The organism is Micromonospora sp. WMMD735, assembly GCF_049178995.1.
Taxonomy (GTDB): Bacteria; Actinomycetota; Actinomycetes; order Mycobacteriales; family Micromonosporaceae; genus Micromonospora; species Micromonospora wenchangensis.
In genome coordinates, this window is the sequence record NZ_JBMHMJ010000002.1 from 5,077,531 (window position 1) to 5,100,456 (window position 22,926).

Here is a 22,926-nt window from a genome sequence, read left to right on the forward strand (position 1 = left end):
TCCGAGCCAGGGACCACGGTTGTCCGGCGGCGATCGCCCAAGCGCCCCACGCCCGGCACGCGCACCCGGCCCCGCACCTCGTCCCGCTGCCGCCGGCCGCTCAGAAGAACCGAAAAACACCGCCGTCCACGCCCACCCGGTTCTGCCGCGCTGATCGGCGATCTGATCGTCACGACCAGGCGCGGCGCAGCGCCACCCCCGCCTCCAACTCCAGCAGGGTCACCTTGCGGGGCAGGCCGCCGCCGAAGCCGACCAGTTTGCCGCCCGCGCCGACGATCCGGTGGCAGGGCACGATCACCGGGACCGGGTTGCGGTTGCAGGCCACCCCGACCGCCCGTGCCGCGCCGGGGTCGCCGACCAGCCGGGCCACCTCGCCGTAGGTGAGCGTCTCCCCGTACGGGATGCGGGTCATCTCCCGCCACACGGCGCGCTCGAACTCGGACCCGCGCGGCACCGTCACCGGCACGGTGAACCCGGTCAGCTCACCGGCGAAGTACGCCCGCAGTTCCGCGACCGCCCGGCCGGCCAGCCCGTCGCCGGGCACGTCGTCGGCCGACGCGACCCGGCCGAAGTGCGTGCCGCAGACCGCCGTCCCGTCGGTGGCGACGGAGAATTCCCCGATCGGCGAGTCGAGCACGGTCCAGCGCATGCCGACCATTCTTCCCGGCCCGACCGACACCGGGGGTGGCAGGCCGGGCCGGGCGGCGGGGCCGGCGCTAGTTGCCGTACGAGATGGTCCAGCCCTTGCCGTCGAAAATGGCCTTCGCGCTGGTCATGCCGCTGGGATACGACACCTGCGCCGGCGTGGTGAGTTCGGAGACGTCCATCACCTCGCTGCTGGAGAAGCTACCGAAGGCCACCCAGTAGGTGGGCTTGGGGTCGAACTCGACGCCGGCGTTCGGCAGGGTCGGTACAACGAACGTGCCGGCCCCCGACATGCCGATGCCCACACTGCCCTGCTCCTGGTTCCCCGGCCCCGGAACGGTGTCGTCCTCCTTGATGATGAGGCTGCCGTTCTTTCCGGAGGAGCTGGTCGGGCCGAATTCGAAACCACCGTCAACGTAGGAGAGGGTGACGAGGTTGTTCTGCGTCAGGTCGGCCGGCAGGATCTGACCTGCCACGAACTGTGTGCCGGGAACGAGCGTTCCGACCTGACCCCAGACGAAGTTGTAGTCGATGCTCCACTGGTATTCGACGACAGTCGACGGGTGGCACATCTTCGACATCCAGGCGAGCGTGACGGCGTCGCTCGGAAGGACGGGGGTTTCCTGGAACAGGATGGCGTTCATTCCGTCGAGCGCAGAATTGTTCATAATCGTGACGCTGTAGCCGACGGCATCCTTCGGGGGCGGGCTGGTCGACGTGCCGCCCCCGGCTGCTCCGGCGCTCGCACGGCCTGCGGGACCCGCGCCGAGCAGCGCGGCACCCAGGCCCGCGCCCAGCGCGACGAAACCGTCCCGTCGGCTGATTCGGATTTCTTTCATACACCCACCTCGTTCGGGAAGAACGCCCCTGCTGGCGCCCCCTGGAGAGGAGAGGTACGCGTCAAGGCTCATGTTATCCGGATCTTAACCTCGGGATCAGCAATTCGGCGTTGTCGATATGTTATGTAGGGGGTGCCGCAAACACAAGGGCTTCCTGTTTGTGCGGAAAAGCCAACTCCCACCCGACGGAAATTGCGCGACCCGAGGGTGCTGCGTCAACTGCCGTCCGAAGGACGGGCAGAATCGTCCCGCCGCACCCGGCCGGGTGGTCACCGGGACGTCGTCCTCGCCGACCCCGCCGGACACGAGCCGCAACGGTTGCCGCCGCCGAGGGAGTTGGCCGAACGGACGGCGTCCGTCGCCCCCGAATGATCACGCGGAACGTTGCGTCGGGTCGCTACCGTGCAGGTCGTGGCCACGGGGACGCTCATCTTTCTGATCATCGGTGGGGCGGGCGTCGGCGTGCTGGCGCTCGCCCTGCTCGGCGGCGAGATCCTGCATTTCGGTCATCCCGACGTCGACGGTCCGGTCTCCGTCGAGGCGGTCGCCGGCTTCCTCGGCGCGTTCGGCTTCGGCGCGGCCATCGTCAACGAACTGCTCGGTGGGCGTACCCCGGGGATGATCGCGGCGGCGGTCGGTGGCGGCGCGCTCGCCGCGGTGCCCACCGCGTGGCTGGCGGGGCGGCTGAGCCGGGCGGCGCGCGACATGCGCACCGACGCCACCCCCACCCGGGACGACCTGGTCGGCGCGCTCGGCCTGGTGGTCACCCCGATCCCGGCCGGCGGCTACGGCGAGGTCCGGGTACGCGTCGCCGGCCAACCCGTGAAACTCAACGCCCGCGCCGACCGGCCCATCCCGCTCGGCGCGCAGATCTTCGTGGTGCAGACGCTGAGCGAGACCAGCGTGCACGTCGAGACCTACTGACCCCTCTTCTCGCAGAGACGGAACCACCATGCCTCTCCTCATCGCCATCGGCGGCGCGGTCGTCCTCGCCCTCGTCCTCGTGTTGTTCGTGCTCTCCCGGATCAAGGTGGCCGGGCCGAACGAGGCGTTCATCGTCACGGGCCGCAAGGGTCGGACCACGCAGACCGCCGACGGCGGCCGGTCCACCGACAACTCCGGCCAGAAGGTCGTCCTCGGCGCGTCGGTCTTCGTCCTGCCCGTGGTGCAGAAGCTCCAGTCGCTCGACCTGTCCAGCCGCCGCATCGACGTCGGCATCCGGGGCGCGGTCAGCAAGCAGGGCATCCGGGCCGACCTGCACGGTGTCGCGATCGTCAAGGTCGGCGGCACCGAGGACGCGATCCGCGCCGCCGCCCAGCGCTTCCTGCACCAGCAGGACGAGATCGACAACTTCACCCGGGAGGTGCTGGCCGGCGCACTGCGCTCGATCGTCGGCCGACTCACCGTCGAGGAGGTCATCCGGGACCGGGCAGCGTTCGCCAACGCGGTCGCCGAGGAGGCCGAGCACTCGATGACCAACCAGGGTCTGGTGCTGGACACCTTCCAGCTCCAGGACATCCTGGCCGAGGGGTCGTACCTGCAGGATCTGGGGCGGCCGGAGGCGGCCCGGGTGCTCAAGGACGCGGCCATCGCCGAGGCGCGCGCCCGGCAGCAGGCCGAGCAGGAGCGGCTGCTGGCCGAGGAGGCGATCGCCGAGGCGAACCGGAACCTGTCGCTGAAGCAGGCCGCGATCCAGGCCGAGATCGACGCCGCGAAGGCCAAGTCGGCGGCGGCCGGACCGCTCGCCCAGGCCGAGCGGGACCAGGCGATCCTCTCCGAGCAGCAGAAGGTCGCCGAGCGCAACGCCGAACTCAAGCAGCGGCAGCTCGACACCGAGGTCCGCAAGCCGGCCGACGCGGCGCGGTACAAGGTGGAGCAGGAGGCGGAGGCGTCCCGCAACGCGGCGGTGCTGAACGCCGACGCGCAGCGGCAGGCCACCATCGCCGCCGCCCAGGCCGCCGCCGAGCAGGCCCGGCTCACCGGTGAGGGTGAGCGGGCCCGCCGGGCGGCGCTGGCCGAGGCGAACGCGATCGAGGGTGCCAAGGAGGGTGAGGCCGAGCAGCGGCGGCGGTCCGCGATCGCCGAGGCGGTCGAGCGGGAGGGCCAGGCCGAGGCCACGGCCATCCTGGCCCGGGGTCAGGCCGAGGCCGACGCGATGGCCCGCAAGGCCGAGGCGTTCGCCGCGTACGGCGAGGCGGCCGTGCTCGACCTGCTGGTCAAGGTGCTGCCGCAGGTGGTCGAGGCGGCCAGCGCCCCGATCGGCGCGATCGACAAGATGACGGTGATCTCGACCGACGGGGCGTCGTCGCTGACCAAGTCGGTGGCCGGCAACGTGGCCCAGGGCCTCCAGCTCGGCTCCGACCTCACCGGCATCGACCTCGCCGGTCTGCTCGCCAAGCTCGGCGCGGCGTCGGCCGGGTCCCCGGCCAACGGCAAGCCGCCGGTCGAGGGCAGCGCGGTCGAGACCCGCTGACCCGTACGCGACGAGGGGCCGTCCGGCGTGCGCCGGGCGGCCCCTCGCGTCGTTCAGGTCAGCTCAGGCCCTGCTCGGCGGCCCAGCGCCGCAGTTCCGCCTCGGCCTCGTCGCGGTCGAGCGGGCCACGTTCCAGCCGCAGTTCCTTGAGGTGCTGCCAGGCCTGGCCGACCACCGGCCCCGGCGGCACCCCGAGCAGTTCCATGATCGCGTTGCCGTCCAGGTCGGGCCGGACCCGGGCCAGGTCCTCCTCGGCGGCGATCCGGGTGATCCGCTCCTCCAGCGCGTCGTAGTCGGCGGCGAGCTGGGCCGCCTTGCGCCGGTTGCGGGTGGTGCAGTCGGAGCGGGTCAGCTTGTGCAGCCGGTCCACCAGGTCACCGGCGTCGGTGACGTACCGGCGCACGGCCGAGTCGGTCCACTCGCCCCGGCCGTACCCGTAGAACCGCAGGTGCAGGCCGACCAGCTTGGTGACCTGGGAGGTGACGTCCTTCGGGTAGCGCAGGGCCTTCATCCGGTTCTTGGTCAGCCGGGCACCGACCACCTCGTGGTGGTGGAAGCTGACCCGACCGTCGGGACCGACCGCCTTGGTGGCCGGCTTGCCGACGTCGTGCATGAGCGCGGCCATCCGCAGCACGAAGTCGCAGCCGTCCGTCTCGTACGACACCGCGTTGCTCACCACGGTCAGGGTGTGCTCGTAGACGTCCTTGTGCTGGGCGTGCTCGTCGATGGTGAGCTTGAGGCCGGTCAGCTCGGGCAGGAACCGGTCGGCCAGCCCGGTGTCGACGAGCAGCCGCAGCCCGGTGATCGGGTCGGTGCCGCACAGCAGCTTGGTGAACTCGTCGCGGACCCGCTCGGCGGTGATCCGGTCCAGGTCGGCGGCCATCGCCACCATCGCCGCCCGCACGTCGGGGTGGACGGCGAAGCAGAGCTGGGCGGCGAACCGGGCGGCCCGCAGCATCCGCAGCGGGTCGTCGCCGAACGACTCGGCGGGCGTGCCGGGGGTACGGATGATCTTCGCGGCCAGGTCGTCCAGCCCGCCGTACGGGTCGGTGAACCGGTGGTCGGGGAGGCTGACCGCCATCGCGTTGACGGTGAAGTCCCGCCGCTTCAGGTCGTCGGTGAGGTTCGTGCCGTACTCGACGACGGGGTTGCGGCTGACCTGGTCGTACGCCTCGGCGCGGAAGGTGGTGACCTCCAGCCGGAGGCCGTCGCGCTGGCAGCCGATGGTGCCGAACTCCCGACCGGTCTCCCAGATCGACTCGGCCCAGCCCCGGACGATCCGTAGCGTCTGCTCGGGGTGGGCGTCGGTGCAGAAGTCCAGGTCGTCGCCGAGCCGACCGAGCAGGGCGTCGCGGACGGACCCACCCACCAGGTGCAGTTCGTGCCCGGCGCGGGCGAACCGGCGGCCCAGTTCGTCGGCGACCGGGGAGACGCGGAGCAGTTCGGCGACGGCGTTGCGCTGCACGGTGGTGAGTTCACGGCGTGCGGCGGCGTGGGGTGTGGAGGCTTCGGACATGGGATCGCCAGCCTATCGGGCGGGGACGGGAACCGATCCGCCGGGCGCGGATGTCGGGTACGGGTTGACTATGGTCATGGACGTGCGGACCGGTGCCGGCTCCGACGTACCCCGGGGAGGCTGGAGATGAGCGGCGGGCTCTACCGCAGCGCGAACGCCGCGCAGGGGGGTGACGGTCCCCGGCCGTACGACGACGGTGCGACCTTCATCTCCGCCGATCCGTTGAACCAGCCGGGGGTGGAGGCGACCGCGCCGCCGCAGGAGGTGGTCGCCGAGACCAGCGCGGCGGCGAACAGTGCGGTGATGGCGGTCGGCAGCCTGGTCAGCCGGGGCACCGGCTTCATCCGGAACCTGATGATCGGCGCCGCGCTGGGCAGCGCCGTCGGCGACGCGTTCACCACCGCCCAGTTCCTGCCCAACCAGGTGTACGAGTTCCTGCTCGGCGGCGTGCTGACCAGCGTGCTGATCCCGGTGCTGGTACGCCGCAGCAAGACCGACCCGGACCGGGGCGAGGCGTACGCCCAGCGGCTGCTGACCCTCGCGGTGCTGGCCCTCGCGGTCACCGTGGTGCTGGCCCTGCTGCTGGCCTCGACCCTGACCACGCTCTACGCCGGCGGCAAGAACGCGGCGTACACGAGCCTGGTCACCAACCTGTCGTACCTGATGCTGCCGATGCTGTTCTTCACCGGCATCAGCGCGTTGATCGCGGCGGTGCTGAACACCCGGGGGCACTTCGCCGCGCCGATGTGGGCGCCGATCCTGAACAACCTGGTCGTCATCGGCACGTTCGGCCTCTACATCGTGGTGTACGGCGCGCAGGCGCTGGGCCCGGAGGACATCGGCTGGGACCGCGTCCTGCTGGTCGGCGGGGGCACCCTGCTCGGCGTGGCGGTGCAGGCGGCCGGGCTGCTGCCGGCGCTGCGCAAGGTGGGTTTCCGGTGGCGGCCGCGGTTCGACTTCCGCGAGCTGGGCCTGCGTGAGCTGGCCCGGCTCGGTGGCTGGATGTTCTGCTACGTCGCGGTCAACCAGCTCGGCCTGTTCGTGGTGGTCAACCTGCTCACCCGGGCCGCCGGTGGCGACGAGAGCAACGCCGGCCTGCTGATCTACAACAACGTCTTCCTGCTGCTGATGATGGCGCACGGCATCATCGCCGTCTCGATCATCACGGCGCTGATGCCCCGGATGAGCGCCGCCGCCGCCGAGGGCCGGTTCACCGACGTCACCGCCGACCTGTCCCGGGGCACCCGGATGGTGACGGCGGTGCTCGCCCCGATCGCGGTCTGCTACGCGGTGCTGGCCGGCCCGGTCTCCGTGGTGGTCTTCCAGTACGGCGCGTTCAACGGTGACAACGCGCTGGCCACCTCGCTCGTGCTGCTGGTCGCCGCGCTGGGTCTGGTGCCGTTCGCGATCAGCCAGCTGTTCACCTTCGCCTTCTACGCGCTGCCGGACACCCGTACCCCGGCGCTGGTCAACATCCCGGTGGTGATCCTGCGGGTGGCCGTGCAGATCGGGGTCTTCGTCACCTTCTCGGCCACCTTCGCGGCGGCCGGCATGATGCTCGGCAACGCCATCTCGTACGTGGCGGCGGCGGTGCTCTCGGCGATGCTGCTGCGGCCCCGGGTGGGCCGGATCGGGCTGGGCCGGATCATGCGGACCATGGGCAAGGTGCTGGTGGCGGCGCTCGGCGCGGCGCTGGTCGGGCTGCTGGTGGTCAACCTGCTGCCCGGCGACCCGGAGAACCTGAGCCGGCTGGCGGCGGCGGTGCGGCTGGTGCTCGGCGGTGCGGTGATCGGCGGGACGTACCTGGGCCTGGCGATGGTGCTGCGGATCGGCGAGATCACCGAGGTGGTCGCGATGGTGCGCCGGCGGCTCGGCCGCTGAGCCGCCGGCCAGCCCTCGACCGGGCAGGGGACACGCAGGGTGAACGAGGATCACCAGCCTGGGGACACGCCTGTGGATAACTTGGTGATTGCCCGCTCAGTCACCGTAAAGGGCTGTGGATAACCAACCGTAAGGCTGAGCATGTACGACCGTTCGGCGGGAACCAGACCTGCCGACGCCTGATCGTTCCCGGCGGGTCGGCCCGGACGCCGGTGGTTTGCGACGGGCGTCTAGATTGGCCAGTACATGTGTCAGCAACGTGGGAGAGAGTGGCGTTAAACGGACTTTCCGCCCCATATGCGACAGGCCGTCGCGCGCGGCGGGAAGATGACATGTCGGTATGACGGGCGGTCCGGGTAAGGTCGCTGTCGACGGACACGGCAGGTGGCCGACGCCCGAGTCGACGCCGCCGGTCGGTTCCAGCGACGGCGGAGCGGGAAGCCACATGCCCAGCAGCGCGGGTCCATCGATCGACACGATCACCGAGGGAGGACGGGTGACCCAGGTCGGCGAGGGTCAGGAGGCGGAGGAAACTGCTCCTCCGGTCATGACCTTCGGTGCTCCCACGGCCGGTGAGATCCTCGCCGAGCGGTACGAGCTGGTCGAGCACATCAACAACGACAGTGCCGGGCGCCTGGTCTGGCGGGGGGTCGACGTCATCCTGCGCCGACCCGTGGCGGTGGTGCTCCGCTACCCCGGCGGCGACTCGGCCACCGAGATGCTCCAGGCCGCCGTGGCGGCCAGCCGGGTCATCCACCCCAACCTGGTCGGCGTCTACGACGCGATCGACGAGGACGTCCGGGCGTACGTCGTCCGGGAGTGGGTCGACGGCCGTTCCCTGCGTGAGCTGGTCGCCGAAGGGCCGATGGACCCGGCCCGGGCCACCGCCGTCGGCAACGCGGTCGCCAGCGCCCTCGCCGCCGTGCACGCCACCGGGATGGTCCACGGCAACGTGCACCCCGGCACCGTGATGATCAGCGACGACGGCCGGGTGGTCCTGGCCGACGCCCGCACCGACGGCGACGACAGCCAGGAAGCCGACATCCGCGCGGTGGGGGGTGTCCTCTACTTCGCCCTCACCGGTCACTGGCCGCACGCCGAGGCCCCGCTGCGCGGCGCGACCGCCGGCCACGGCCGGGCCGCCATCCCGGACGCCGTCCGCGACGCCAGCGGCGCCATCGCCGCACCCCGGCAGGTCCGGGCCGGCGTCCCGGCGTACCTCGACGACCTGACGATGGACCTGCTCGACGCCGAGATCGCCCCGCCGTCGTCGGACGTGCTCTCCGCCGAGCTGGGTCGCCTCGACATTCCCGCCGAGGACCACTTCCTCGACCAGACCGGCACCATCCGGTTCACCGCCGACGGCGTCGAGGACCGTTCACCGCTGGCCGCCGCGGGCGGCCGGAAGGTCGCGATCGGCATCGCCGGGCTGCTGGCGGTCGCCCTCGTCGGTCTGCTCATCGGCATCACCACCCTGGGCGGCGACGACAGCCCCGAGACCGAGCCGGTGGCCCGCCCCTCCAACAGCGCGCCGGCCGGCGACGCCACCCCGGCCCCCGTGGTGCGCAAGCTCGCCATCCAGGACATCCGGATCATCGACCCGGACAGCCGGCAGCGCAACGAGCTGGACGACGCCGAGAAGATGATGGACGGCGACGAGGACAAGGGTTGGGAGACCGACACCTACTACTCGGCCAACTTCAGCAACTACAAGAAGGGCATGGGGGTCTGGATCGACCTCGGTGCCCCGCACACGGTCAAGTCGCTCACCGCCACCCTGTCGGACTCCGGCGTCTCCGCCGCGCTGTTCACCGGCAACGGCGACTTCCCGTCCACCTCGCAGGGCGACAAGGACCTGGTCAAGGGCTTCAAGACCCGGATCGGCCAGCCGTTCGAGCAGCACGACGGCACCAAGATGGCCTTCGACGGTTTCGACCCCGAGCAGAAGTACCAGTACCTGCTCTTCTGGATCACCGAGCTGCCCTCCACCGAGCGGGGCTTCAAGCTGGGCGTCCAGGAGATCTCGGTCCAGGGATCGTGATCCGCCGGCCGCGACCCCGTCACCGCCTCCGCCGGACGTGGTGATGGTCGGTCGCGGCGGGCAGTCACCCGACCCGACGACCGGTGGGCCGGCGTCGGTCGTGGTGTCGCACCCCGAGACCACCGACCTGGATCTGCTCCGCGCCCACGTCGCCGGTGACCGGGACGCCTTCACCGAACTCTTCCACAGGCACCGCGACCGGCTCTGGGCGGTGGCTCTGCGAACCACGGGCGACCGGGAGGAGGCGGCCGACGCCCTCCAGGACGCGCTGCTGTCCGCCCACCGCGCCGCCGGCCGGTTCCGGGGCGACTCCGCCGTCACCACCTGGCTGCACCGGATCGTGGTCAACGCCTGCCTGGACCGGCTCCGCCGCCGGCAGGCGCACCCCACCGTCCCGCTGCCCGACGGCAACCACACCGACGACGCCCGGGGGACCGGCGGCGTCGAACCGGCCGCCCCGGCCACCGACCACGACACCGCCCTGGTGGTACGCCAGGCGCTGGCCGGGTTGCCGGTCGAGCAGCGGGCCGCGCTGATCCTGGTGGACGTGCAGGGCTACCCGGTCGCCGAGGTCGCCCGGATCCTCGGCGTGGCCGAGGGCACGGTGAAGAGCCGGTGCGCCCGGGGCCGGGCCCGGCTGGCCGGCGTGCTGGGGCACCTGCGCACCGGAGGAGACCACCCCCCGGTCGGGTCGGCCACGCCGGACGGGTCCCGCCGGACGGGTCGGGACGTTCCCGACGTCACACCCGGGAACCGGCAGCCGGCCAGCGACGTCCGATCGGGGTCGGGGCAGGCCCGGCGGGACGCCATCCAGGAGGAGCAGTGACGGGCCGGGAGTTCAGGGAGGTCGACCACGACCTGCTCGCCGACTACGTGGGCGGGGCACTGGACGGCACCCCGGAGCAGACCGTCGTCGCCCGCCTGATGGCCGAGGACCCGGCCTGGGCCGAGGCGTACGCCGCCCTGACGCCTGCCGTGGCCCGGGTGCACGACGCATTGGCCGGCTGGGGTGCCGCCGCACCGGAGATGCCGCTGGCCGTGGTGGAGCGACTCACCGCCGTGCTCGCCGGTGCCGGTCCGGCCGCCGACCCGCCCGCCGACGACGACGCGACGACCCGCCGGGCCGCACCGGGCGACGTCCGGCCGGTCCGGGCAGCCGGCCCGGTGCCGACGCAGCCGGGCGGTCGGCGTACTCCCGGCGGTCGTCCCGACGAGGGACGTGCCGATCCGTCGGGCCCCGGCCGGCGGCGACGCTGGGCGCGGCTGGCCGGGCCGGTCACCCTCGCTGCGGCGTCGCTGGCCGCGGTGGGTTTCGGCGTCGCCCACCTGGTCGACGGCACCACCGACCGGGACGGGGCCACCTCGATGGCCGGCCCGGCGCAGGAGCGCGCGGATCGTGGGTTCCGGTTCAGCGGTGAGACCCGGCGCAGCGGCGTCGACTGGTCCCCGTCGACGCTGCGGGGCACCACGGAGGCCCCGTTGGTCCAGACCGCCACCCCGCCGGGTCTCCCGCCCGGTGACGGCCCGGGGGTCACCACCCAGATCAGCCCCGGCGCGCCGGAGAGCAAGCGGCTCGCCGCCCCCGCAGGGCTGGACCGGCTGACCGGGCGGGCGGCGCTCGACGCCTGCCTCGCCGACATCGCAGCCGAGCACAACCGGGGGCCGATCGCCATCGAGGTGGTCGACTACGCCACGTTCAACGGCCTGCCGGCGGTGGTGGTCCGCTTCACCGATCCCAGCGGTGGACGCTGGGCGTGGGCGAGCGGCGCGGAGTGCGGTGTGCCGGGGTCCGGCGCGGACACCCGCTACCAGTCGCGGGTAGGGTGAGGGCCCGGTCACCGCTCGTCCCGCATCGCGTGACGTGACCCACCGGACGACCGGTCCGGGAATCCCCGGTTCGTACGATGACGTTCTGCAAGTCAGCCGCCGACGTCGTTGAACCGTCGGCGCTCGGATCGACGTCGGTACGCCGCCGATGTCGTACACACACATCGGGAGACGGCAGTGGACGAGGTCCGCAACCTGATCATCATCGGCTCCGGGCCGGCCGGGTACACGGCGGCGGTCTACGCCGCACGCGCCAACCTCAAGCCACTCGTGATCGAGGGTGTGCAGTCCGGCGGTGCGTTGATGACCACGACCGAGGTGGAGAACTTCCCCGGTTTCGCCGACGGCATCCTCGGCCCCGAGCTGATGGACAACATGCGCAAGCAGGCCGAGCGGTTCGGTGCGGAGTTCCTGACCGACGACGTCACCCGGGTCGAGCTGAAGGACACCGGCGACACCGGTTCCGACGCGGTGAGCACCGTGTGGGTCGGGCAGACCGCCTACCGGGCCAGGGCCGTCATCCTCTCCACCGGCTCGGCCTGGCGTCCGCTGGGCGTGCCGGGCGAGCAGGAGTACCTGGGCCACGGCGTGTCGTCCTGCGCCACCTGTGACGGGTTCTTCTTCCGCAACCAGCACATCGTGGTGGTCGGCGGCGGCGACTCCGCGATGGAGGAGGCCAGCTTCCTCACCCGGTTCGCCGAGTCGGTCACCATCATCCACCGGCGCGACTCGTTCCGGGCCAGCAAGATCATGGCCGACCGCGCGCTGAGCAACGACAAGATCCGGGTGGAGTGGAACAGCACCGTCGAGGAGGTGCTCGGCGCCGACGGCAAGGTGACCGGCGTCCGGGTCCGCAACGTGCACACCGGCGACGTCAAGGTGCTCGACGTGACGGGCGTGTTCGTGGCGATCGGCCACGACCCGCGCAGCGAACTCTTCCGCGGCCAGGTCGAGCTGGACGACGAGGGTTACGTGAAGGTGCAGTCGCCGAGCACCCGTACCAGCGTGCCGGGCGTCTTCGCCGCCGGTGACGTGGTCGACCACACCTACCGGCAGGCGATCACCGCCGCCGGCACCGGCTGCGCCGCCGCCCTCGACGCCGAGCGGTTCATCGCCACCCTGAGCTGAACGACTGCAACACCACAACTGAGAAGGAGGGTCATAGTGGGAGCGACCAAGGTCGTCACCGACGCCAGTTTCACCGCTGACGTGCTCAAGTCCGACAAGCCGGTCCTGGTGGACTTCTGGGCCGAGTGGTGCGGGCCGTGCCGCAAGGTCTCGCCGCTGCTGGAGGAGATCGCCGGCGAGATGGCCGGCCAGGTCACCATCGTCAAGCTCAACATCGACGAGAACCCGGAGACCGCCCGCGCCTACCGGGTGATGTCCGTACCGACCCTCACCATCTTCAAGAACGGCGAGCCGGTGCAGTCGATCGCCGGTGCCAAGCCGAAGGGCGAACTGGTCCGGCTGATCGAGTCGGCGCTGTAACCGCGCTCCACCACCGGGAACCCCGCACCCCCACCGGGTGCGGGGTTCCGGCTGTTCCGGTCCCTGACCTGCACGAACCCCCGGCCGACGGCAACCGGCCACGGTACGCTCCGTAAGCGCTGGTCCTACCGGACGCGCAAGCGTGGCCGTCATCGAAGGTGCCCGGCAGCCAACCTCTGAGGGGGTCCTGCGTGCGTCCGATCCGACCCGGTGACCGCGGACCGGCAGTGACCGAGATCCGTGCCGTCCTGACCGGCCTGGACCTCCTCGCCGCGCCCGGCGACGAGTTCGACGCCGCCACCGAACGGGCCGTGCGGGCCTTCCAGCAGTCCCGTGGGCTCAGTGCGGACGGGCGGGTCGGTGCCGAGACCTGGCGGGCCCTGGACGCCGCCCGCTGGCGGCTCGGCGCGCGCACCCTCTACCACGCGGTGCCCGACCCGCTGATCGGCGAGGACGTCCGGTCGCTGCAGGAACGCCTGCTGGAGATGGGGTACGACGTCGGCGGCGCGGACGCCGTCTACGGCGTCCGCACCTCGCGGGCGGTGGCGCAGTTCCAGCGGGAGGTGGGGCTGAAACCGGACGGCTCCTGCGGGCCGTACACGATGGGCGCGCTGCGCCGGCTCGGCCGCAAGGTGGTCGGCGGACGCCCCCAGTGGCTGCGCGAGTCCGACGCGATCCGACAGTCCGGGCCGACCCTGGTCGGGCGCACCGTGGTCATCGACCCCGGCCACGGCGGCACCGACCCGGGCGTGGTGGTGCCCGACGGGACGCTGCGCTGGACCGAGGCGGACCTGGTGCACGACCTGGCCAGCCGGCTGGAGGGGCGGCTCGCCGCGGCCGGCGTCCGGGTGCAGCTGACCCGGGGCCCCGCGCCGCGTACCTGCCTGCCGGACATCGACCGGGCGGAGCTGGCCAACTCCCTCGGCGCCGACGTGTTCATCTCGCTGCACACCGACGGCCACGTCAATCCGGCCGCCGACGGGGTCGCCACCTACCACTACGGCACCGACAACGGCGTCACCTCGGCCACCGGGGAACGCCTCGCCGGGCTGGTGCAGCGGGAGATCGTGGCGCGGACCGGGCTGCGCGACTGCCGTACCCACGCCAAGGCGTGGGATCTGCTGCGGCTGACCAGGATGCCCGCCGTACGGGTCGAGGTGGGCTACCTGACCTCGCCGCAGGACCGGGCCCGGCTGGTCGACCCCCGGTTCCGGGACCGGATCGTCGAGGCGCTCGTGGCGGCCGTACAGCGGATGTTCTTCCCGGTCGAACGGGACGTGCCGACCGGCTCGATCGACGTGAGCGCGCTCCGCGCGGTGGTGGCGGCCGGCGCGGGCCGGGACTGAACCGGCGCCCCGGTCGGCGGCCCGCTCAGCCGGCGCTGGAGCGGGTGGCCGGGGCGGGGCGCACCGGCCGCAGCAGGCTCTCCGGGCTCATCGAACCGAGCAGCTTCTCCAGCGCGTACTCGACGTCGGACTTCCAGCTCAGCGCGGTGCGCAACTCCAGCCGCAGGCGCGGGTAGCGGGGGTGCGGACGGACCGTCTTGAAGCCCACCGAGAGGAAGAAGTCGGTCGGGGCGACACAGGCCCGGGTGTCGTCCGGCTCGTCACCGAACTTCGCGTCGCCGAACGCCTCGATCGCCTTGATGCCCCGCTTGGTCAGGTCCCGGGCGACACCCTGCACCAGCATCCGGCCCAACCCGCCGCCGGCGAAGGCCGGCACCACGTTGGCGGTCATCAGCAGCGCGGCGTCCGCCGAGACCGGCGAGGTCGGAAACGCCATCGACCGGGGTACGTAGGCCGGCGGCGCGTACATCACGAAGCCGGCAGGCATCCCGTCGACGTACGCCAGCTTGCCGCAGGAACCCCACTCCAGGAGCGTCTGGGAGACCCACGCCTCCTTCTCCAGCCCCGGGTCACCGTTCGCGCAGGCCCGCTCGGCGGAGACCGGGTCCAGCTCCCAGTAGACGCACTGCCGGCACGGCCGGGGCAGGTCTTCCAGGGTGTCCAGGGTCAGACTGACCAGACGTCGCGACATCAGAGCATCCCCACACTTAGGCTCGGAGGCGAGACCAGCCCGCGGCGGCAGCATCGCCCGCTGCGTCCCCGACGAGCGATCGTACGCCGACTGGCGACCGTACGGGAGGGGACGCGCGAATGGCCACCCGGGACGGGGAGGGGACGTCCGGGATGTGGACCCGACCCGGATCGTGACCGGCAATCTGCCGAACGGGGACTACGATCGGCCGACCGGCGTCCCGCGCCGCCATGGTCGCCGGCACCGCGGGTACCCCAGCGGGCGGGAGCCCGACCGACACCCGATCGAGGTGATGTCATGACCGGCACGACGCTCGACGACTACACCGACCGGTACGCCCGGCGGGTCCGGGGCATGACCGCCTCGGAGATCCGGGCCCTCTTCGCGGTCGCCAGCCGGCCGGAGGTCGTCTCGCTCGCCGGTGGCGCACCCTACATCGCCGCGCTGCCGCTCGACGCGGTCGGCGAGATGCTCGGCAGGCTCGGCTCCGAGTTCGGCTCCACCACCCTCCAGTACGGCATCGGCCAGGGCAGCCCGGAACTGCGCGAGCGGATCTGCGAGGTGATGGCGCTCTCCGGCATCGACGCCTCCTGCGGCGCCTCCCCCGACGACGTGGTGGTCACCGTCGGCGGGCAGCAGGCGCTCGACCTGGTGGCCCGGCTCTTCCTCGACCCGGGTGACGTGGTGCTCGCCGAGGGTCCGACGTACGTCGGCGCACTCGGGGTGTTCCAGGCCGCCCAGGCCCAGGTCGTGCACGTGCCGATGGACGACGACGGGCTGATCCCGGAGGCCCTGGAGGTGGCCATCGCCGACCAGGCCCGCGCCGGCCGTCGGGTCAAGTTCCTCTACACCATCCCCACCTACCAGAACCCGGCCGGCGTGACGCTGAGCGACGAGCGGCGGGAACGGGTGCTCGACATCTGCGAGCGGGCTGGCCTGCTGGTGGTCGAGGACGACCCGTACGGCCAGCTGGGTTTCGAGGGCGACGCGCCCGCGCCGCTGCGGGCCCGTCGCCGCGACGGGGTTTTCTACCTGAGCACCTTCTCCAAGACCTTCGCTCCCGGGCTGCGGGTGGGTTGGATCCTCGCCCCGCACGCCGTCCGCGACAAGCTGGTCATCGCCAGCGAGGCGCAGATCCTCTGCCCCAGCGCCTTCGCGCAGGCCGCCGTCTCGACGTACCTGTCGACGATGCCCTGGCGCGAACAGCTTAAGGTCTACCGGGAGGTCTACCGCGAGCGGCGGGACGCGCTGCTCGGCGCGCTGCACGACCAGATGCCCGAGGGCACCACCTGGACCAGGCCCACCGGCGGGCTGTTCGTCTGGGCCACCCTGCCCGACGGGCTGGACGCCAAGGCGATGGTGCCACGTTCCATCGCCGCCCGGGTCGCCTACGTGCCGGGGACCGGTTTCTACGCCGACGGCACCGGCACCGGCAACATGCGGCTCAACTTCTCCTTCCCCACCCCGGAGCGGATCCGCGAGGGGGTGCGCCGGCTGGCCCGGGTGATGGAGCAGGAGCTGGCCCTGCGGCAGGTCTTCGGCGCGGTCACGCCGACCGGGAGCCGGCGGGGTGGTCCGGACGTCCCCGGCCCCGACTTGGCATGATTCCGGGATGGCTGCCACCCCCGTCGAGCGCTCCCTCGTGACCGGTTCCACCGCCGCCGACCTGCACGTGCTCGTGCTCGCCGGCGGCCTGTCCTACGAGCGGGACGTCTCCCTGCGGTCCGGCCGGCGGGTCCTCGACGCGTTGCGCAGCGCCGGGGTGGAGGCGGAATTGCGGGACGCCGACGTGGCGTTGCTGCCCGCGCTGGCCGCCGACCCGCCCGACGCCGTGGTGATCGCCCTGCACGGCGCGACCGGCGAGGACGGTTCGCTGCGGGGTGTGCTCGACCTCTGCGACGCGCCCTACGTCGGCTGTGACGCGCGGGCCGCCCGACTGGCCTGGGACAAGCCGTCGGCCAAGGCGGTGCTGCGGGAGAACGGCATTCCCACCCCCGACTGGGTGGCCCTGCCGCACGACCGTTTCTCGGAGCTGGGTGCGGTGGCGGTGCTCGACCGGATCGTGGACCGGCTCGGGCTGCCGCTGATGGTCAAGCCGACGCAGGGCGGTTCGGGCCTCGGTGCCGCCGTGGTCAAGGACGCCGCCGCCCTCCCGGCCGCGATGGTCGGCTGCTTCGCGTACGACTCGACGGCGCTGGTCGAACGGTACGTGGCGGGGATGGACGTCGCGGTGTCCGTGCTCGACCTGGGCGACGGACCGCGGGCGCTGCCGCCGGTGGAGATCGTCCCCCGCAACGGCGTGTACGACTACGCGGCCCGCTACACCGCCGGCCGTACCACCTGGCACGCGCCGGCCCGGCTCGACCCGGCCGTCGCCGGTGCGGTGGCCGAGGTGGCGTTGGCCGCGCACACCGCGCTCGGGCTGCGTGACCTGTCCCGCGTCGACCTGATCGTCGACGGGGACGGCCAGCCGCACGTGCTGGAGGTCAACGTCTCACCCGGTATGACGGAGACGTCGCTGCTGCCGTTGGCGGTCCAGGCGGCCGGGCTCGACCTCGGCCAGGTCCTCGGCACGCTCGTCGGTCGGGCCGCCGCCCGCCGCTCCTGACCCTTGGCCGGCTTGCGGCCGGCGGTCCGTCAGTGTCGGACGGTGTCCCGGGTGACGGTTCCGCTGCTGTCCTCCCCGGTTCCGCCGCTGCCCTTCCCGGTTCCGGCCGGCTCGTCGGTCCCGGTGATCTCCGTCGCCGGATCGTCGGGACCGCTCGACGCCGAACCGGTACCGGTGCCCTCGGACCCGCCGTCCGGGTGGGCAGCCTCGGCGGGCTGACCGTCGGCGTCCCGGCCGGTCTCCGGCTCGGGGTCGTCGCCCGGGGTGCCGTTGCCCGGCTCTTCCACCGTTCCTCCCCCCGACGCCGCGTGTTCCGCCACGGTGTCGACCGAGGCTCCTCCCGACCCGGTGGACAGGTCCGGGGTGGGCGCGTTCTCCGTGACCGGGAGCGGGGTCTCCTCCGCCGACTCGATCACCGAGACGGCTTCCTCGGCGGCTGCGGCCGCAGCCTCGGCCGACGACTGCGCGGCGATGCTGGAGGGCGTCTGCCACTGGATGCGCGGCGGCTCGGCGAGCGGGCGTCCACCGAACTCGGCCAGCCAGGCCGCGACGTGCGCGAGGTTTTCCCGCCACTGGGATTCCGAGATGGGGGGCAGGATCGAGTCCCAGAGCGACAGGAACGTGCCGCGCAGTTGTAGCCGACCGTACGGCCGGGCCAGGAACCACATGTGCAGGTGGGCGGACCCGTCGCCCCATCGGTTCACGTGTACCCGGGCGACACCGTCCAGCGAGCGGATGGCGCGCTCCAGCCGAACCGTCATCACCCCGAGTTCGGCGGCGAGCAGGTTGGGTAGGTCGCCCAGGTCGAGGTGGGACCGCGACTCCAGGATGAGCACCATCGGCAGGCCGGTGGGACGGTCCATCGCCCGCACCCGCCAGCGTTCACCCACCCAGATGTACGCGTCGTCCGGCGCGTTGCAGGCGATGCATTCCCGGAGCCCTTCGCCCTTGCGGGGAGGCTCGACCGCTACCGGCTCGTCGAGCTGCTTGACCCGGAGGTCACCTTCGAAGGGGAACGACGGCCACTGGGTGAAGTCCGGAACCGAGGGGGGAGGGGTGTCGTGCACGACGCTGACCCTAACCGAGACGAGGACTGCTGTCCCTACCCCGAACGCCGCTGATCATGAGGGGATTTCGGCCAACGGGAGGCGACCGACGGGGGCGTGCGGAGGGGTGTCATGGCGGTTGTCCACAGGCTGATGAGATCACCAGCACACCCCGTCATCCACAGGCTGGCGAGCGTTCTGACGCGCTGTTTCACGTGAAACGGGCGCAGCCTGTGGAAAACTTCTGTGGATAACTCCGGTGCTTCATCCACAGCACTGTTCACAGGAACCAGGGGTCCGTCTTCTTCAACGATCGAGGGGTTCGCCGGGCTGCTGGACGGCCGCCGTTTTCCCCAACGGATGCCTGGGATCGTCGACTCACGGGGGGCTCCTTGTCCGCCTCCAGGAGACCGGGCGGCCCCGTATGGCTAGTGGTGGGGACCGATCGCCATCCACACAGGCCGCCCTCCCCCTCTCGCTTCGATGTCGTGCCGCTGTTCGTGGTGAGCCGGTCGACGGGTTTCACGTGAAACAGCACCGGGGCGGAGTGTCGGGGCTCGCCTGGGCTGGCGTCGTGCCTCGGTGCTGCGTGCCGCCTCTCGGCACCACTCGCCTGCTGGCGGGTCGAGCACCACCCGTGCGGAGGTGCCGCCGCCACGAGATTCCGTCCGACCCTGGCAGCAGGTCCGTGGGAAGCGACCGTGCGGATGCCGGGAGACGGTCGGAGCACCGGCGGGTAGGTGCGGGGAATGTGGCCAGAGGGTCGACGTCGACATCGGGGCACCGGGTCGACATCGGTTCTCGGGTGGTGAGCGGTGGCGGGTCCCGGCGGGCGGCGGGCGGCGGGCGGCGGGCGGCGGGCGGCGGGCGGCGGGCGGCGGGCGGCGGGCGGCGGGCGGCGGGCGATCGTGCACCCCCGGTGCCCCCTGTTCCACGTGAAACGTTGCGCCGTCGGACACGTCTGTCTTCTTTCCCGACGCCCCATCGGACACGGCCAACCGCTGGCGGCCCTCAGATCAATCGTGTCGGCCTCTGCGCCTATCGGACGGACCCACTTGTGGGTCGGGGTAGTCGTCGCGCTCCAGGCGATCTGAGCGGCCAGCAGATTACCCCCGAGGGGTGAGGCGACCATCGCGGCCTTTCCGCTGGCAACCCCGGATCGGGCCGGCCCACGAGCAGGTCCGTGGCGGGTGTCGCGTCGGTCGGCCGGGCCGAGTCCCACCGGGCCGAACCCACCGGGCGGCCTGCGCGCCGTCAGTCGCTGGGAGCCCGGGGAGCGACGGGGCATGCCGCCCGCCGCTCCCCGGACCCGGGCAGTCGTCACGACCGGCGTCGGTCGGAGACGGCACTGCCTCCGCAAGGCTCGTCCGGTCATGCGACGGGCGAGCGGGGATCTGGTTGCCTGGCCGGTCATCCACGGCCCCTGCCCGCCTTCGTCGCACGCGGTGTCTCATCGCCCGGCACTACTCGCCCCGATACCGCAGGCATCGAGGCGGGTGGTCTCGCGACCCGCTAGGCGCTGCCCCCGACCGCTCGTGCCCGACGAGCCTGACCGTCTCCGCTCCGACCTTCACCGGGGCACCATTACCCTGCGGCCACCACGCCACGAATCCCTGCGGTCTCAACGCTCCGGGCACCACCGCCACGCCCCGGTTTCACGTGAAACCGGGCCTGCGGAAGTGGCTCGTGAAAGTCGCTGCCAAACGGCCACGCCCTCCACGGCAGCGAGCCCGACAACGGTGACGAAGGCTGTCCGGGGCCTACCCGACGAATGCGTGGAGCCTGGAGGAGCCAGCTGCCGCACACCCGGTCCCATGCCCTCCCGGGCAGGTCGGCCACCGACGGTCCAGCCGCCCGGCCGGACGACTCCATTGGGCAGCAACCGGCCGCGTACCCGAGCGGATACGCGGCCGGGAACGACGACTGCGCGGCAGAGGCGGGCGGCCGGGCCGTACCGGCGAAACCGGACCCGGTGACCCGGACGGTCGTCAGTCCTCGGGTTCCGCCTGTTCTTCCTCGCCGACGCCGATGATGCCGACGATCCGCTCCAGATCGTCCACCGTGGCGAACTCGATGGTGATCTTTCCCTTGCTCCGACCGATGTCCACCTTCACCCGGGTGTCGAACCGGTCGGAGAGCCGGTCGGCCAGGTCGGTCAGCGCGGGCGCGTGCGGCTTGGCCCGACGCTTGGCAGCCGGCGTCTTCGTGGGGCCGTCGCTGAGCGCCAGGGCGACGATCTCCTCGGTGGCCCGTACGGAGAGTCCTTCGGCGACGATGCGCAGGGCGAGCTGCTCCTGGGCCTCCGACTCGTCGAGGCTGAGCAGCGCCCGGGCGTGACCGGCCGACAGCACACCGGCAGCCACCCGCCGCTGGACCTGTGGGGGCAGGTTCAGCAGTCGGATCGTGTTCGAGATCTGCGGACGGCTGCGCCCGATCCGGCGGGCCAGTTCCTCGTGGGTGGCGCCGAACTCCTCCAGCAGTTGCTGGTACGCGGCGGCCTCTTCCAGCGGGTTGAGGTTGGCCCGGTGGATGTTCTCCAGGAGCGCGTCCCGGAGCATCGCGTCGTCCTTGGTTTCCCGGACGATCGCCGGGATGCTCTCCCGGCCGACCGCCTGGGCGGCACGCCAGCGCCGTTCACCCATGACGAGTTCGTACTTCTCGCCGTCGAGCTGACGGACGACGATCGGCTGGAGGAAGCCGACCTCCTGGATGGAGGTTTTCAGCTCCTCCAACGCCTCCTCGTCGAAGACGTGCCGGGGTTGCTTGGGGTTCGGCACGATCGCGTCGACGGAGATCTCCGCGAAGCGCGCACCGGGTACCGGGCTGAGTTGGGTTTCCTCAGGCTGCGGTGGCGCGCTGACCGTCGGGGTGGGCATCGACGGGGCCGGGCTCACGGGATCGGCGGACGTTTCGATCACCGGACGCGCCGGGTCGACCTCCACGGGCATGGTCGCCGTGGCCGTACTGCTCTCCTGCACCGGCCCGGTCGGGATCAGCGCACCGAGCCCTCTACCCAGACCGCCCCGGGGACGGTTCTTCATACGACGCCTCCCAGCGACTCGTCCGCACTACGCATTCCGGTTCACCGGCTCCTTGGCACCGCGCTCGGCGATCTCCTGGGCGGCCTCGAAGTAACTCGTAGCCCCCCGCGATCCGGGATCGTAGGTCATCACGGACTGCCCGTAGCTCGGGGCCTCCGACACGCGGACGTTACGGGGGATGACCGCTTGGAGAACCTTGTCACCGAAGTGGTTGCGGACGTCCTGTTCCACGGCGTCGGCCAGCCGGGTACGGCGGTCGTACATGGTGAGCAGGATCGTGGAGACGGCCAGCTTCGGGTTCAGGTGCTGGCGTACCAGATTGATGTTGTTTATCAACTGGTTCAGCCCCTCCAGCGCGTAGTACTCGCACTGGATCGGGATCAGCACCTCCTGGGCGGCCACCAGAGCGTTGACCGTCAGCAGGCCGAGAGAGGGCGGGCAGTCTATGAAGACGTAGTCGAAGTGCCCCGGGTACGCCTCGATCGCCCGGTTCAGCCGGGACTCCCGGGCGACCACCGAGACCAGTTCGATTTCGGCACCGGCCAGGTCGATGGTCGCCGGCACGCACCACAGGTTGGGGATGCCCTCGACCTCCTGGGCGACCTCGGCCAGCGGCACGCTGTCGATCAGGCAGTCGTAGACGTCCGGCACGCCCGTGTGGTGCGGGACGTTCAACCCGGTGGAAGCGTTGCCCTGCGGGTCGAGGTCGACCACCAACACACGGTTCCCGTGCAGGGCCAGGGCCACCGCCAGGTTCACCGTGGTCGTGGTCTTACCCACGCCGCCCTTCTGATTGGCAACGCACATCACCCGGGTCCGCTCGGGACGGGGCATGGTCACCTCGCCACTCGGATTAAGGATCTGCACGGCGCGCATCGCCTCCATAGCCAACGGTGGATCATCCTCTTCGCGCGTCGGGGTTTCACGTGAAACGTACGCGGCGTCCGCCGCATCGACGGCCCCGGGAGCGGGAGCGCCGACCATGGTCACGGCATCGGGCACCGCGCCGGGATGGGGTTGTACGGGCACCGGTGGCGTGTTGCCCTGCACCGGTGCCTCGAAGCGCGAGGATGCCCCCGCGTTCCGTCGTACCGGGGTGGTCGTCCGGTCGTCAGGGGCGTTGACCGGTCGACCGTCGGGGCCGGGCGGCACGGGAGGCGGTGGCACGTACGACTCGGGAACCGGACGGGCGGCACCCACCGCGGGCGGCTCCCGGCGCACCCCGGGATCGCGCTCCGGCGGCCGGATCATGGGCTGCCCGCCCGTCGTCCAGCCCTGCAGATGGTCGGTTTCACGTGAAACAGGGTCCACGCCTGAGCCCGGCCCCTCGGGCCGGTTCACCCGTGGGTCGTCGTACCTGCCGTCGTCATGCACCTGTCATCCCTACCCGCTCCGGATGGTCGGTCCGCACCCCGTCTCGCTTGCCGTACACGCGCTCGCACCGCAGGGCGTACGGCCCGGCGGGGGCGATCGGTATCCGGTGC

Annotated in this window: 18 protein-coding genes; 11 read left to right on the plus strand and 7 right to left on the minus strand. The window is 71.9% G+C overall.

Annotation, left to right across the window (positions count from 1 at the left end; translation table 11 throughout):
* Nucleotides 1-169 precede the first annotated feature (169 nt).
* A complete protein-coding gene (locus tag ACN268_RS21915; RefSeq protein WP_421484800.1) occupies nucleotides 170-649 on the minus strand; it encodes a methylated-DNA--[protein]-cysteine S-methyltransferase in 480 nt (159 codons plus the stop codon).
* Nucleotides 650-716: 67 nt separating this feature from the next.
* Nucleotides 717-1,484: a hypothetical protein gene (locus ACN268_RS21920; RefSeq protein WP_421484801.1), complete on the minus strand. Its 768-nt coding sequence runs from the start codon at nucleotides 1,482-1,484 to the stop codon at nucleotides 717-719.
* A gap of 402 nt (nucleotides 1,485-1,886) precedes the next feature.
* Between ACN268_RS21920 and ACN268_RS21925 the strand changes: the two genes are divergently transcribed.
* Entirely contained in the window at nucleotides 1,887-2,408 is a 522-nt protein-coding gene (locus ACN268_RS21925) for a hypothetical protein (RefSeq protein ID WP_421484802.1), read from the plus strand.
* Nucleotides 2,409-2,436: 28 nt separating this feature from the next.
* On the plus strand, nucleotides 2,437-3,957 hold the full coding sequence (locus ACN268_RS21930; RefSeq protein WP_421484803.1) for a flotillin family protein: 1,521 nt from the start codon (nucleotides 2,437-2,439) through the stop codon (nucleotides 3,955-3,957).
* A gap of 58 nt (nucleotides 3,958-4,015) precedes the next feature.
* Here ACN268_RS21930 and ACN268_RS21935 read toward each other — a convergent pair whose 3' ends face one another.
* Entirely contained in the window at nucleotides 4,016-5,473 is a 1,458-nt protein-coding gene (locus ACN268_RS21935; RefSeq protein WP_421484804.1) for a CCA tRNA nucleotidyltransferase, read from the minus strand.
* A gap of 303 nt (nucleotides 5,474-5,776) precedes the next feature.
* On the opposite strand from ACN268_RS21935, the gene murJ reads away from it, so the two are divergent.
* The 7 genes from murJ (at nucleotide 5,777) to ACN268_RS21970 (ending at nucleotide 14,056) form a co-directional block, all read left to right on the plus strand.
* Nucleotides 5,777-7,354: a murein biosynthesis integral membrane protein MurJ gene (murJ, locus tag ACN268_RS21940; protein ID WP_421486958.1), complete on the plus strand. Its 1,578-nt coding sequence runs from the start codon at nucleotides 5,777-5,779 to the stop codon at nucleotides 7,352-7,354.
* A 445-nt stretch (nucleotides 7,355-7,799) separates the two neighbouring features.
* Nucleotides 7,800-9,395: a protein kinase family protein gene (locus ACN268_RS21945; protein WP_357924799.1), complete on the plus strand. Its 1,596-nt coding sequence runs from the start codon at nucleotides 7,800-7,802 to the stop codon at nucleotides 9,393-9,395.
* Nucleotides 9,396-9,438: 43 nt separating this feature from the next.
* Nucleotides 9,439-10,221 carry an RNA polymerase sigma factor SigM gene (gene sigM, locus ACN268_RS21950; protein WP_421484805.1) on the plus strand — a complete coding sequence of 261 codons (783 nt, stop codon included), beginning with the start codon at nucleotides 9,439-9,441 and terminating at the stop codon, nucleotides 10,219-10,221.
* Nucleotides 10,218-11,222 carry a hypothetical protein gene (locus tag ACN268_RS21955; RefSeq protein WP_421484806.1) on the plus strand — a complete coding sequence of 335 codons (1,005 nt, stop codon included), beginning with the start codon at nucleotides 10,218-10,220 and terminating at the stop codon, nucleotides 11,220-11,222. Before sigM ends, ACN268_RS21955 begins: the two co-directional genes overlap by 4 nt.
* Before the next feature lie 177 nt (nucleotides 11,223-11,399).
* Nucleotides 11,400-12,350 carry a thioredoxin-disulfide reductase gene (gene trxB / locus ACN268_RS21960; RefSeq protein WP_421484807.1) on the plus strand — a complete coding sequence of 317 codons (951 nt, stop codon included), beginning with the start codon at nucleotides 11,400-11,402 and terminating at the stop codon, nucleotides 12,348-12,350.
* Nucleotides 12,351-12,386: 36 nt separating this feature from the next.
* Nucleotides 12,387-12,710, plus strand: coding sequence for a thioredoxin (gene trxA, locus ACN268_RS21965; RefSeq protein WP_088643651.1), 324 nt, complete (start codon nucleotides 12,387-12,389; stop codon nucleotides 12,708-12,710).
* Between the two features lie 191 nt (nucleotides 12,711-12,901).
* Nucleotides 12,902-14,056 (plus strand): N-acetylmuramoyl-L-alanine amidase, encoded by a 1,155-nt coding sequence (locus ACN268_RS21970; RefSeq protein ID WP_421484808.1) that lies wholly within the window; start codon nucleotides 12,902-12,904, stop codon nucleotides 14,054-14,056.
* 25 nt (nucleotides 14,057-14,081) lie between these two features.
* On the opposite strand, the gene ACN268_RS21975 is transcribed toward ACN268_RS21970, so the two are convergent.
* On the minus strand, nucleotides 14,082-14,747 hold the full coding sequence (locus ACN268_RS21975) for a GNAT family N-acetyltransferase (protein ID WP_088643653.1): 666 nt from the start codon (nucleotides 14,745-14,747) through the stop codon (nucleotides 14,082-14,084).
* 297 nt (nucleotides 14,748-15,044) lie between these two features.
* Here ACN268_RS21975 and ACN268_RS21980 point away from each other — a divergent pair, with 297 nt between their 5' ends.
* Nucleotides 15,045-16,352 (plus strand): PLP-dependent aminotransferase family protein, encoded by a 1,308-nt coding sequence (locus ACN268_RS21980; protein WP_421484809.1) that lies wholly within the window; start codon nucleotides 15,045-15,047, stop codon nucleotides 16,350-16,352.
* A 7-nt stretch (nucleotides 16,353-16,359) separates the two neighbouring features.
* Nucleotides 16,360-17,355: a D-alanine--D-alanine ligase family protein gene (locus ACN268_RS21985; RefSeq protein WP_421484810.1), complete on the plus strand. Its 996-nt coding sequence runs from the start codon at nucleotides 16,360-16,362 to the stop codon at nucleotides 17,353-17,355.
* A gap of 29 nt (nucleotides 17,356-17,384) precedes the next feature.
* Here the strand turns inward: ACN268_RS21985 and ACN268_RS21990 are convergent, their stop codons facing one another.
* The 3 genes from ACN268_RS21990 to ACN268_RS22000 all read right to left on the minus strand — a co-directional run bounded on the left by ACN268_RS21990 (nucleotide 17,385) and on the right by ACN268_RS22000 (nucleotide 22,816).
* On the minus strand, nucleotides 17,385-18,422 hold the full coding sequence (locus ACN268_RS21990; RefSeq protein ID WP_421484811.1) for a hypothetical protein: 1,038 nt from the start codon (nucleotides 18,420-18,422) through the stop codon (nucleotides 17,385-17,387).
* 1,967 nt (nucleotides 18,423-20,389) lie between these two features.
* Entirely contained in the window at nucleotides 20,390-21,442 is a 1,053-nt protein-coding gene (locus ACN268_RS21995) for a ParB/RepB/Spo0J family partition protein (RefSeq protein ID WP_421484812.1), read from the minus strand.
* A 27-nt stretch (nucleotides 21,443-21,469) separates the two neighbouring features.
* On the minus strand, nucleotides 21,470-22,816 hold the full coding sequence (locus ACN268_RS22000; RefSeq protein ID WP_421484813.1) for a ParA family protein: 1,347 nt from the start codon (nucleotides 22,814-22,816) through the stop codon (nucleotides 21,470-21,472).
* Between the last annotated feature and the right edge of the window lie 110 nt (nucleotides 22,817-22,926).